Source organism: Sporichthya polymorpha DSM 43042, assembly GCF_000384115.1.
Lineage (GTDB): Bacteria > Actinomycetota > Actinomycetes > Sporichthyales > Sporichthyaceae > Sporichthya > Sporichthya polymorpha.
In genome coordinates this window covers 904,399-915,764 of the sequence record NZ_KB913029.1, presented here as the reverse complement: position 1 = coordinate 915,764, position 11,366 = coordinate 904,399, and the positions used below count along the sequence as shown (strand labels likewise).

Genomic DNA, 11,366 nt, shown 5'->3' with positions numbered 1-11,366 from the left:
CCCCGAAGTAAGGTCTGCCTCACCCCACCCGACTTCGGAGGTTCCGTCCATGCCCGCCCTGTTGCTGGAGCACCCCTCGCACGTCGTCGACGACTCGACGCGGCGTCACTTCCTGTTCGGCGTCGGCGGTCTCGGCGCCGCGCTGCTCGCCGGTTGCTCCGACGACGAGGACACGTTGCTGAAGTCGCGAACGCCCGGCCCGAGTGCCCCGAGCACGCGGACGGTCGACGACGCCTTCGGGCCGACGGAGATTCCGGTCGCCCCGACGAAGGTCGTCGCGGACTCGGTGAGCACGTACGGGCACCTGATGTCGCTGGGCGTCACGCCGGTCGCGACCGCGCTGCCCGAGGGGATCAGCGCCGACTACATCTCGCCGGATGCGGGCTCGATGACCAACGTCGTCGCCGACGACGGCTGGACCGTGGACCTCGAGGAGGTCCTCGCGATGGCGCCGCAGCTGATCCTCGCCGTCGGCGCGGAGTACAACAAGGAGAACGTCGACCGGTACCGCGCGGCCCTGCCGACCTACGCGTACGCCGAGTACTACGACTCCGGCACCGACGAGGACGTGAAGAAGACGGTGCGCGGTATCGCCGCGGCGATCGGCCGCGAGCAGCAGGCCGAGGCGGAGATCCGCCGCTACGAGGGCCGCATCAACGTCCTGCGCCAGAAGGCCGCCGACGCCGGGGTGAACACGCGCAAGCTCGCCGTCGTCCGTTTCGACTCGGCCGGGTTCATCGGCGTGCGCATCGATCAGACCCCCAACGCGATCTTCACCGCGCTCGGTTTCGCGAGGCCCGACTTCCCGGCCGCGACCGTCGACGGCTACCTCGAGCTCAGCGAGGAGAACCTCTCGGTCCTCGACGAGGCCGACATCCTGCTGATCAACACCGACGACGACGTCGTCGTCGACAACCTGACGACGCTGAAGTCCCCGCTGTGGGAGCGGCTCGAGGTCGTCAGCTCCGGCAACGCCCACTTCGTCAGCGCCTGGAACGGCGGCGACCTGCCGCAGCTGCACCGGATCCTGGACGACATCGAGCGCGAGGTGGTCGACCGCGCCGGCACCGCGTGAGCGTCGCGGAGACCCCGTGAGCCGGCACCCGGTGCTGCGCGAGGTCCTGCGCAGCCAACCGGGCCCGCTGGCCGGCGGCGTGGCCGCCGGGCTGGCGTGGCAGATCGCCGTCGCGGCCGTTCCGATCCTGCTCGGCGTCGTCGTGGACCGCGCCATCGTCGACGGCGACACCGTCGCCGTGTGGTGGGGCGCGGCCGCGCTGTTCGGCGTCGGCGTCGTGACCGCGGCGGCCGACGCCGCCCGCCACTGGTGCGAGACCACCGCCCAGGCCCGGACGACCGTCGTGCTGTGGGACCGGATCTCCGCGACTGCGTTGCGTGCCGACGGTCCGCACCGGGACCGCTGGCCCGCGTCGGAGGTCGTGGCCCGCTCGACCGCGGACATGGAGGCCGTCGCGACCGCGGCCGGGTCCGTGTCGTGGATCGTCGCGCAGGCGGCGATCATCCCGGTCGTCCTCACCGCGCTCGTCGTGATCGACCCGGTCCTCGCGCTGGTCGCGGTGCTGGCCGCCGTCGTCGCGGTGTCGGCGATGTGGTGGGGCTCGGTGGCGTGGAAGCGGCACTCGGAGCAGACCTCGTCCGCGCTGGCCGCGTACGTCGCCGACGCCCACGCGGTGCTCTCCGGCTTCGTCGCGATTCGCGGCGCGGGCGCCGACGACGGCGTGCTCCGCGGCATCGAGCGGCGCTCGGAGGCGGTGCGCGACCGCTACACCCGTGCCGGCCGGTGGTGGTTGTTCTTCACCCCGGTGCTCGAGGTCTGTTCCGGCATCACGGTGATCGCGCTGCTGTGGGTCGGCGGTGAGCGCGTCGTCGACGGCGGGCTCGGCGTCGGGGAGGTCGTCGCGGCGATCGGCCTCGCCGTGGTGCTGGTCGAGCCGATGGGCTCGGTCGGCTACGGCATCGTCGCCTTGCGCTCGGCCGTCGTCTCCGGCGGTCGTCTCGCCGAACTCGGCGACCCCGGCGAGCCCGAGGACGCGGTCGGTCCTACCCCGCCCCTCGGGGACGGCCTGGTCGCCGTTGATCTGATGGTGCGTCACCCCGAGCGGGTGCTGCCGATCCTCGACGGGCTCGACCATCACTTCGCCCCCGGCCGCCCGACGCTGGTCGTCGGGCCGGTGGGGTCGGGCAAGACGACGCTGACCGAGCTGCTCGCCGGAGACCGCGAGCCGACCCGCGGCGAGGTGCGCCTGGGGGACCGGCCGCTGCGCGACCTGAGCCCGGACGAGCGCCGCCGCACGGTGCTGCGGCTCGGCCCCGAGCCGTTCCTGCTCGCCGCGACCCTCGCGGAGAACCTGCGCCTCGGCGCCCCCGCCGCTCCCGACGCCGACCTGCTCACCGCCCTCCGGCTCGCCCGCGCCGACGACCTGCTCGCCGCGCTGCCGGACGGGCTCGACACCGTCCTTGCCGACCGCGGGGTCTCGCTGTCCGGAGGCGAACGGCAGCGGATCGCGCTCGCCCGTGCGGTGCTCGCCCGCCCCGCCGTCCTGATCCTCGACGGCGCGACGGGGGGCCTGGAGCCGGTCCGAGAGCACGCCCTGCTCGGCGGGCTGAGCGAGGCCTGGCGATCCGGCGTCCTCGTCGTGGTGTCCGCGAATCCCCTGCTGCGTGGGCGATTCCCCGACGTCCTCGCCCTCGACGCCCCGGTCTGGCACGGCGCGGCGGTGACCCCGTGAGGCGCCCGGGTGCCGGCGGAGGTCGGACGGCGCTGGGCCGCACGGTCGCCGCGGAGCTGCGCGCGCAGCGGTGGCGGCTCGGCGGTGCGCTGGCGACGGTCGTCGTCTCGGCCGCGCTCGTCGCCGCCGGCCCGAGCGTCGTCCGCTACGCCTTCGACTCCGGCATGCTCGCGCGCGACGCCGGGGCGCTGCGGCTCGCCGTCGGGCTCGCGCTGGGGCTGTTGCTGCTCACCGGTCTCGTCGGCGGTCTGCGCACGTACCTGATGACGACGCTGGCGCAGCGCGTCCTGCACCGGATGCGGTGCAGCGTGCTCGCGGGCGTCCTCGCGCGCGACCTCGCCGACCACGTCACCGCGCCCCGCGGTGACGTCCAGGCCCGGGCGACCAGCGACATCGAGTCGCTCACCTCCGCGGTGGAGAACCTGATCCCGGATTTCGTGCGCGACCTCGTCCTCGTCGTCGGCGGTCTCGTCGCGGTCGGGATCCTCGCCCCGCAGCTGATGCTGATCGCGATGCTCGCGCTCCCGCCCGCGGTCCTCGCCGGGCGGTGGCTCCTGCGCCGCAGCGCCGTGGTCTACCCGGCGCTGTACGCGAGCAACGGCCGCGCGCTCGGGGTCGTCACCGAGACCGTCGAGGGCGCAGCGACGATCGCGGCCCTGCGCGCGGGCGAGCGGCGGCTCGAGACGGTGCGCACCGCCGGGGCGGACCTGGTCCGTGCGGAGCTCGCCGCGGCCGCGCTGCGCAACTGGTTCTACTCGACGCTGATCGTCGTCCAGTCCGCGGGCACCGCCGCGGTCGTCGTCGGCGCGGGCCTGCTCGTCACCGACGGCCGGGTCAGCGTCGGCACCGCGGCCGCCGCGATCCTCGCCCTCACCGGGGTCTACGGCCCGCTGAGCCAGGCGATCGGCCGGCTCGACGAGGTCCTCTCGGCCCGGGCCGCCTTCGTCCGCGTCGCCGAACTGGCCGACCGCGCCGTGCCCGCCGGCGACGACACCGGCGTCGACCTGCCCGCCCGCGGCGAGCTCGAACTGCGTGGCGTCGGCTACCGGTACCCGGGCGCGGAGCGCGAGCCGGCGCTCGTCGACGTCGACCTGCGCGTCGGGCCGGGCGAGCACCTGGCGGTCGTGGGCGAGACCGGCTCGGGCAAGTCGACGCTCGGCCGCCTGGCCGCGGGGTTGCTGACCCCGACGGCCGGCACCGTCTCGCTCGGCGGCGTCGACCTCGCCGCGGCGTCGTCGCGGGCCCGCCGGCAGCGGCTGATGCTGCTGCCGCAGGAGACGTTCCTGCTCTCGGGCACCGTCGCCGACAACGCACGCATCGCGACGCCCGAGGTCGACGACGCCGTGGTCGAGGCCGCCGCCGACCGCCTCGGCGTCCGGGGCTGGATCGACTCCCTGCCCGACGGCGTGCGCACCGACGTCGGCCCGGCCGGGTCGCGGCTGTCGACGGGGGAGCGGCAACTCGTCGCGCTGCTGCGGGTCGCGATGGCGGACCCCGCGGTGCTCGTTCTGGACGAGGCCACCAGCGTGCTCGACGCCGGGCTCGACGCGGCGGTCGGGGAGGCGATGGCCCGGCTGTCGGCCGACCGCGTCGTGATCGTCGTCGCGCACCGGCCGCACACCGCCGACCGGTGCGACGCCGCCGTCGTGCTGCGCGACGGTCGCGTCGTCGAGCGCGGAACCCCGGCCGTCCTCGCCGGGGCGGGTGGCGCCTACGCGCGGCTGTGGGCGACGCTGACGGCGTGAGGATGGACGCGTGAAGCTGCTGCCGACGAGGAGCTCCGGGAAGTCCTTCGACCTGCCCCTGTTCTGGTGGGTCATCGCGATCAACGGAGCGGTCTTCGTGGTCGGCACCGTCGCCCTGGCGTTGTCGCCGGCCACGGTGTCGACGCGGGTCGTGCTCTCCGAGGCGATCGTCCTCGCCGTCGGGCTGACCGTCATGCTCGTCACCAACGGGCTGCTGCTGCACAACCGGCTCGCCCCGCTCGACCGGCTCAGCCGCCAGATGAGCAGTGTCGACCTGCTCCGCCCGGGGCAGCGTGTCTCGCCGGCGGACGCCGGCACCGGTGGAGTCGCCGCGCTGGTCGCGAGCTACAACGCCATGCTCGACCGGCTGGAGGCCGAGCGCAGCGCGAGCGCGGCCGCCGCCTTGGCCGCGACCGAGGCCGAGCGCGCCCGGATCGCGCGCGAGCTCCACGACGAGATCGGGCAGTCCCTGACCGTCGTGCTGCTCGGGCTCAAGCGGGTCGCCGACCAGGCGCCGCCGCAGTTGTCCGAGGAGCTCGAGCTGATCCAGGAGTCCGCGCGGGCGAGCCTCGACGAGGTCCGCCGCGTCGCGCGACGGTTGCGCCCCGGCGTCCTCGACGACCTCGGGCTGCTCTCCGCCCTCGCCGCGCTCGCGTCGGAGTTCACCGAGAACACCGGCCTGCCCGTCCGGCGCGGGTTCGCCCCGGGCCTGCCCGCGCTCGACCCGCAGGCCGAGCTCGTCGTCTACCGCGTCGCGCAGGAGGGACTGACCAACGCCGCCCGGCACTCCGGCGCGAACCGCGTCGAGCTGTCCCTGTCCCGGCAGGGCGAGGCGGTCGTGCTGCGCGTCGCCGACGACGGCCACGGGCTGCGCGGGGCCGAGGACGGCGCCGGCATCCGCGGCATGCGCGAGCGGGCGCTGCTGATCGGAGCCGACCTGCGCGTCGGATCCCGCTCCGGCGGTGGCACCGAGGTCCGCATGCTCGTCCCCCTCCGACCGCGGGCGGGGGTCAGCTGACGTGGCGCCAGAAACAGCGGTGCGGATCCTGCTCGCGGACGACCACGTCCTCGTCCGACGCGGTGTGCGGCTGATCCTCGACGCCGAGCCCGACCTCGCGGTCGTCGCCGAGGCGGGGGACGGGGCCGAAGCGGTCGCCGCGGTGAAGGAGCACGAGATCGACCTCGCCGTGCTCGACGTCGCCATGCCCCGGATGACCGGGCTCCAGGCCGCGCGCGAGCTGCACCGGCGCTTCCCGGCGATGCGGATCCTGCTGCTCTCGATGTACGACAGCGAGCAGTACTTCTTCGAGGCGCTCAAGGTCGGCGCCTCGGGCTACGTGCTCAAGTCCGTCGCGGACCAGGACCTGATCTCCGCCTGCCGCGCGGCGATGCGGGGTGAGCCGTTCGTCTACGCCGGGGCGCTCAGCGTCCTCGTCCGCGACGTGCTCGACCGGAACCGGCGCGGCGAGCCCCTCCCGGGCGGCGCGCTCACCCCGCGCGAGGACGAGGTCGTGAAGCTGATCGCCGAGGGCCACTCCAACAAGGAGATCGCCGAGGCGCTGACGATCAGCGTCAAGACCGTCGAGCGGCACCGGGCCAACGTTCTCTCCAAGCTCGGGATGCGTGACCGCACCGAGCTCACCCGCTACGCGATCCGGGCCGGGCTGATCGAACCCTGAGAACCGGGTAGTGCGAACGGGTGACCGCGCGGCGCATTCGGCTCACTCCGCCGCCTCAGCAGGACGTGCTGGGCCGGGTGGCCGGTCGGGCGTTGCAGGTGCTCGTCCTGCTCAGCCTCACGGCCGGGACCGCGCTCGCCGGGATCCTCGGCGCGCTGCTGGCCGTGCCGTTCGTCGCGGTCGTGTGGACGGTCGCGACCGCCTGGAATCCCGACGCCGCGGACGAACCCGCGGGCGCTCTGGAGGTCGGTCCCGACCGGGTGCTGCGCCGCGCCTGAGCGAATACCCACCGGGCCCACAGGTGCCGCACATCCCGGCCGATAACTCTGGTAGTCGGGGGACTACGCCGACGGGAGGGAGACGGCCGACGTGGGCAACGGGGATCAATTCGCCCAGGAACGGACAGACCGTTGCGCGCGTCCAAGCGAGATGCCCCCAGCGTTCACCTACAGGTTGGTCACACGACCGCGTAAGAGCGATCCCGTGTGGTACCCAACTGACATGAGCAATACGGGGGCGGCTGTGGACGGCGTGTCTGACGCTGCGTCCGCACGGGAGAACCGTAGGATCGTCCGCCCTTTTTCGCGTCTGACCGCGGCGGTCGCAATGCACGCCGCGGGCGACGTGATGGTGGCGATCGCGCTCGCGAACACCATCTTCTTCACGGCTCCGAGTGACGCCGCGCGCCAGCAGGTCGTGCTGTACCTGGCGCTGGCGATGCTGCCCGTGGCACTGCTCACGCCGGTCGTCGACGGGCTGCTCGCCCGGCACGCAAAGCAACTCCGGCACACGCTGTTCCTCGCCTCGGCGATCCGGGTCGGCCTGGCCGCCGCGTTGATCGGGGGCGTGGAGACCGCGGCGCTGTACCCGCTGGCGCTCGCGCTGCTGGTGACGTCGCGGGTGCACGGCATCGCCCGCACCGCGTACGTTCCGGAGATCCTGCCGTCCGACCGCTCGCTGGTCTGGGCCAACACCTGGCTGTCCGCGACGGTGAACATCGCCAGCGCGATCGGCGCCGGCATCGCCACCGCGGTCGTCGCGCTGACCGGCGCCTCCTCGGGCGCCCTGTTCGTCGCCGTCGGCGCCTATGCGCTCTCCGCGCTCGTGGTCCTGCCGCGGGTCCCGGGCGAGCGTGCGATCGACGCCGTCGACCGCGACCTCGTGATCGACGGGGACGCCGCCCGCCTGCCGTCCCGCACCGTGGCGGCCGGCGTCGCGCTGGCCGTCATCCGGTTCGCGACCGGTTTCCTGACCTTCCTGCTCGCCTTCTCGGCCAAGGACAACCCGGCGCTGTTCTCCGCGCTGGTCGCCGCGGCCGTGATCGGCGGCGCGCTCGGTACGTTCACCGCCGGCGCCGCCCGTCCGTTCATGCCGATGTGGGCGCTGCCCCCGACCCTGCTCGCCGTGCTCGCCTTCACCGCCGCCTCCGCGGCGTGGGACGGCCGCGCGGTGTGGTCCTTCGCGGTCGCGCTCAGCTCCGCGTTCGCCTGGGCCGCCGGCAAGGTCGCCTTCGACGGCCTCACCCAGCAGCTCACCTGCCCGGCCGGCCGCCGCCGCGTCGTCGTCCGCTACGCCGTCGGGTTCCAGGTCTGCTGGATCGTCGGCGCCGCCGTCGCCCTGACCCCGGTCGACGCCTCCTACGCCCTCGCCGCCCTCGCCGTCGGCTGCACCCTCGGCCTCGTCGGCGCCCTCAAGCAGGCCGAGGTCAAGCTCCCCTCCCTCGCGAGCCTTCTCGCCTTCGAGCGCTGAGCCCCGCCCCACCCCCTTCGTCGACAAGGGGTGACACCCTTTGTAAACCGTCGACAAGGGGTGTCACCCTTTGTCAACGCTCCAGGGGGGCCGTGAGGGTCGCCGCGATCTGGCGGCCGAGTTCGGCGGGCGTGGCCGGGCCGGACGGGCGGTACCACTTGTAGCACCAGTTGATCGCGCCCAGGCAGGTGTTCACGTACACGCGCGGCGCCATCTCCTCCAGGGGGCCGGCCGGCGCGTCCGGGTGGGTCGCGCGGTGGGCAGCGAGGTGAGCGGTGACGGCGTCGAGGAACAGGTCCTCGAACTCCTTGCGCCGGGCCAGCAGTTCGTCGGCGAGGTCGGCGGGGAGCTCGTGCTCCTCCTCGAAGCAGACCTTGAGCAGCTGCTGTTTCTCGCAGGTGTAGACGACGCGCGCGGTGATCAGCGCGCGGATTGCCTCCAGGGGAGAAGGGGCGGCGGCGACGAGGGCGCGGGCCTCCTCGACGCTCTCGGCCAGGACCTCGGAGTAGATCCGGACGAGTAGCTCCTCCTTGCTGCGGAAGTAGTGGTACAGCGTGGGCTTCGAGAGCCCGACGGCCGCGGCGATCTCGTTCATGGAGGTGGCGCGGAAGCCCTGACGGCTGAAGATCTCGGCCGCGGTCGACACCACCCGGACGCGCTGGGCGTCCGCCCGGGTCGGGCTTGTTGTCGTCACGAACAACAGGGTACCGTCGACCGACCAGTCGGTCGAGAACCCGGGGAGCAACCGGATGAGCTGGGAACTGAGCGCCGAGCACGTGGCCTTCCGTGCGACCTGTCGGTCGTTCGTCGACCGGGAGGTCCGTCCGCTGGTCGTCGAGGCCGAGACGAGCAGGACGTTCCCGCGTGAACTGATGAAGCGCTTCGGCGCGGCCGGCCTCCTCGGCCTGACGACGCCGGAGGAGCTCGGTGGCTCGGGCACGGACTCGCTCGCGGTCGCGATCCTGTCCGAGGAGTTGGCCCGCGCCAGCGGTGGTCTGGCGGTCACCGCGCTCGTCAGCGCCTACATGGCCGGGCCGCACCTGGTCCGGCACGGCACCGCGGCGCAGCAGCAACGGTGGGTCCGCGCCCTCTGCGACGGCGAGGCGATCGCCGCGATCGCGGTCACCGAACCGCAGGCCGGCTCCGACGTCGCGGGCATGACGTCGACGGCGCGGCGAACCGAACTGTCGGACGGGGCAGCCGGCTGGGTCCTCAACGGCCGCAAGATGTTCATCACCAACGCGGCGCTCGCGGACGTGCTGATCGTCGGCGCGCGGACCAGCTCCGACCGGCACGGCGGCGTGACGCTGTTCCTGGTCAAGGCCGATGCTCCCGGGCTCTCGTTCGGCAACCCGCTGACGAAGATGGGCTGGCACTCCTCGGACACCCGTGAGGTGATCCTCGACGACGTGCCGGTCGCCGCCGACGCGGTGCTCGGCACCGAGGGCCGCGGGTTCCAGCAGATCATGGAGGGCTTCCAGCTCGAGCGGGTCGCGCTCGCCGGGATGGGTCTCGGACACGCGGCGGAGTGTCTCGATCTCGCGCGCAACTACGTCCGCGACCGCGAGGCGTTCGGCGCCCCGCTGATCGGGCTGCAGACCGTCCGCCACCGCCTCGCGACGATGGAGATCGAGCTCGACGCCGCGCGTCTGATGACCCATCAGTCCGCGGCCCGCCTCGACGCCGGGCACCCGGACGCGCTCAAGACCGTGGCTCAGGCGAAGTACCTGGCGGCCGTCGCGGCCAACCGGATCGTCGACGACGCCGTGCAACTCTTCGGCGGCGCCGGGTTCGTCGAGGAGACCCCGGTCGCGATGCACTACCGCGACGCGCGCATCCTGCGGATCGGCGGCGGCACCGACGAGATCCAGCTCGAGATCCTCACCAAGGGGCTCGTGCCTTGAGCCCGGGGACGGCGGACGTCCTCGCCGCGCAGGAGCACGCGCGGCGGGGGAACGTCTCGGCCGACGAGCACGCGGCGCGGTGGCCGGACAAGTTGCCGGTCCGCGAACGGCTCGCGCTCCTGCTCGACCCCGACAGCTTCGTCGAGGACGGCCTGCTGGCGAGCGCGGGCGATCCTGATCCGGCGAAGGTCCTCCCGGCCGACGGCGTCGTCACCGGCGTCGGCCGGATCGACGGGCGCCGCGTCGCGGTGATCGCCTCGGACTTCACGGTCAAGGCCGGCTCGTGGGGCGCGCGAACGTGCGAGAAGCAGATCCGCATCCTGGAGCGCGCCGACCGCGACCTGCTGCCGGTCGTCTACCTCGTCGACGCCGCGGGCGGCCGGCTGACCGACCAGCTGGGCTTCTTCCCCGGCCCCCGCGGGGCGTCGGCGATCTTCCACCAGCAGGTCACGCTGTCCGGCCGGGTGCCGCAGATCTGCGTGCTGCTCGGGCCGTCGGCCGCGGGCGGCGCCTACATGCCCGCGTTCTGCGACTGGGTCGGGATGGTCGAGGGCAACGCGTCGATGTACCTCGCGAGCCCCCGCGTCGCGGAGAAGGTGACCGGCGAGATCACGAGCCTGGAGGAGATGGGCGGCGCCGAGATGCACACGTCGGTCTCCGGCTGCGCCGACGAGCGATTCGGCTCGGACTGGGAGGCGATCGCCGCCGCGCGCCTGCTGTTGTCGTACCTGCCCGACGACTACCGATCTCCGCCCGCGTCCGTCCCCGGCGTCCCGCCCGAACGCGCGTTGCACGACGGCGTCGTCCCCGCGGACCCGAACACCCCCTACGACGTCCGCGACGTGATCGAGGGCGTGGTCGACGCCGGGTCGTTCTTCGAGATCAAGGCGCGGTGGGCGCAGGAGATGGTCGTCGGCCTCGCGCGGCTCGACGGCCGGGTCGTCGGGCTCGTCGCGAACCAGCCGAGCGTCCGCAGCGGCGCGATCTTCGTCGACTCCGCGGACAAGGCGACGCGCTTCATCTCGATGTGTGACGCCTACAACGTCCCGCTGCTGTTCCTGCACGACGTGCCCGGCTTCATGGTGGGCGCGGCGGTGGAGCGGGCCGGGATCATCCGCCACGGCGCGAAGCTGATCGCCGCGATGTCGAGCGCGGACGTCCCGAAGATCTCCGTGGTGCTGCGCAAGTCCTACGCCGCCGGGAACTACGCGATGTGCGCCCCGGGGTTCTCACCGCGCGCCACCCTCGCGCTGCCGACGGCGACGATCGGCCCGATGTCGCCGGAGGCGTCCACCAACGCGGTGTACGCGAACAAGATCGCCGCCATTGCCGACCCGGACGAGCGGGCCGCCTTCGTCGCCGCGCGCACCGCCGAGCAGGAGCGCGACCTCAACCTGCTCCGCCTCGCCGGCGAGCTCGTCGTGGACGCCGTCGTTCCGCCGGCGGCGCTGCGGGCCGAGCTCGTCGCCCGCCTCGCCGACGCCGAGGGCTGGACCCGGCGCAGCGGCCGACGACACCACCTGATCAGCCCGGTCTGACGTT

10 protein-coding genes are annotated in these 11,366 nt (G+C 73.6%); 9 read left to right on the top strand and 1 reads right to left on the bottom strand.

From position 1 onward, the window contains the following. The first annotated feature begins 49 nt into the window (after positions 1-49). The 7 genes from SPOPO_RS0104490 to SPOPO_RS0104460 all read left to right on the top strand — a co-directional run bounded on the left by SPOPO_RS0104490 (position 50) and on the right by SPOPO_RS0104460 (position 7,920). Positions 50-1,075 carry an ABC transporter substrate-binding protein gene (locus tag SPOPO_RS0104490; RefSeq protein ID WP_019873588.1) on the top strand — a complete coding sequence of 342 codons (1,026 nt, stop codon included), beginning with the start codon at positions 50-52 and terminating at the stop codon, positions 1,073-1,075. Between the two features lie 16 nt (positions 1,076-1,091). Continuing rightward, the gene (locus SPOPO_RS0104485; protein ID WP_019873587.1) at positions 1,092-2,747 is read left to right on the top strand and encodes an ABC transporter ATP-binding protein; all 1,656 of its coding nucleotides are present in this window, start codon (positions 1,092-1,094) and stop codon (positions 2,745-2,747) included. Further along, complete coding sequence (locus SPOPO_RS0104480) at positions 2,744-4,492, top strand: ABC transporter ATP-binding protein (RefSeq protein ID WP_019873586.1); 1,749 nt, start codon at positions 2,744-2,746, stop codon at positions 4,490-4,492. The genes SPOPO_RS0104485 and SPOPO_RS0104480 overlap by 4 nt, the downstream gene beginning before the upstream one ends. A gap of 10 nt (positions 4,493-4,502) precedes the next feature. Then, positions 4,503-5,510: a sensor histidine kinase gene (locus tag SPOPO_RS0104475; RefSeq protein ID WP_019873585.1), complete on the top strand. Its 1,008-nt coding sequence runs from the start codon at positions 4,503-4,505 to the stop codon at positions 5,508-5,510. 19 nt (positions 5,511-5,529) lie between these two features. Continuing rightward, complete coding sequence (locus SPOPO_RS0104470) at positions 5,530-6,171, top strand: response regulator (RefSeq protein WP_019873584.1); 642 nt, start codon at positions 5,530-5,532, stop codon at positions 6,169-6,171. A gap of 20 nt (positions 6,172-6,191) precedes the next feature. Beyond that, positions 6,192-6,449 carry a hypothetical protein gene (locus SPOPO_RS0104465; RefSeq protein ID WP_156869563.1) on the top strand — a complete coding sequence of 86 codons (258 nt, stop codon included), beginning with the start codon at positions 6,192-6,194 and terminating at the stop codon, positions 6,447-6,449. Positions 6,450-6,777: 328 nt separating this feature from the next. Further along, positions 6,778-7,920, top strand: a complete 1,143-nt coding sequence (locus SPOPO_RS0104460; protein WP_019873582.1) for an MFS transporter — start codon at positions 6,778-6,780, stop codon at positions 7,918-7,920. Between the two features lie 73 nt (positions 7,921-7,993). On the opposite strand, the gene SPOPO_RS0104455 is transcribed toward SPOPO_RS0104460, so the two are convergent. Then, positions 7,994-8,614 (bottom strand): TetR/AcrR family transcriptional regulator, encoded by a 621-nt coding sequence (locus tag SPOPO_RS0104455; RefSeq protein WP_211210850.1) that lies wholly within the window; start codon positions 8,612-8,614, stop codon positions 7,994-7,996. A 55-nt stretch (positions 8,615-8,669) separates the two neighbouring features. Between SPOPO_RS0104455 and SPOPO_RS0104450 the strand changes: the two genes are divergently transcribed. Both SPOPO_RS0104450 and SPOPO_RS0104445 read left to right on the top strand, forming a co-directional pair. Continuing rightward, on the top strand, positions 8,670-9,824 hold the full coding sequence (locus SPOPO_RS0104450) for an acyl-CoA dehydrogenase family protein (protein WP_019873580.1): 1,155 nt from the start codon (positions 8,670-8,672) through the stop codon (positions 9,822-9,824). Next, on the top strand, positions 9,821-11,362 hold the full coding sequence (locus SPOPO_RS0104445; RefSeq protein WP_019873579.1) for an acyl-CoA carboxylase subunit beta: 1,542 nt from the start codon (positions 9,821-9,823) through the stop codon (positions 11,360-11,362). The genes SPOPO_RS0104450 and SPOPO_RS0104445 overlap by 4 nt, the downstream gene beginning before the upstream one ends. Positions 11,363-11,366: the final 4 nt, after the last annotated feature.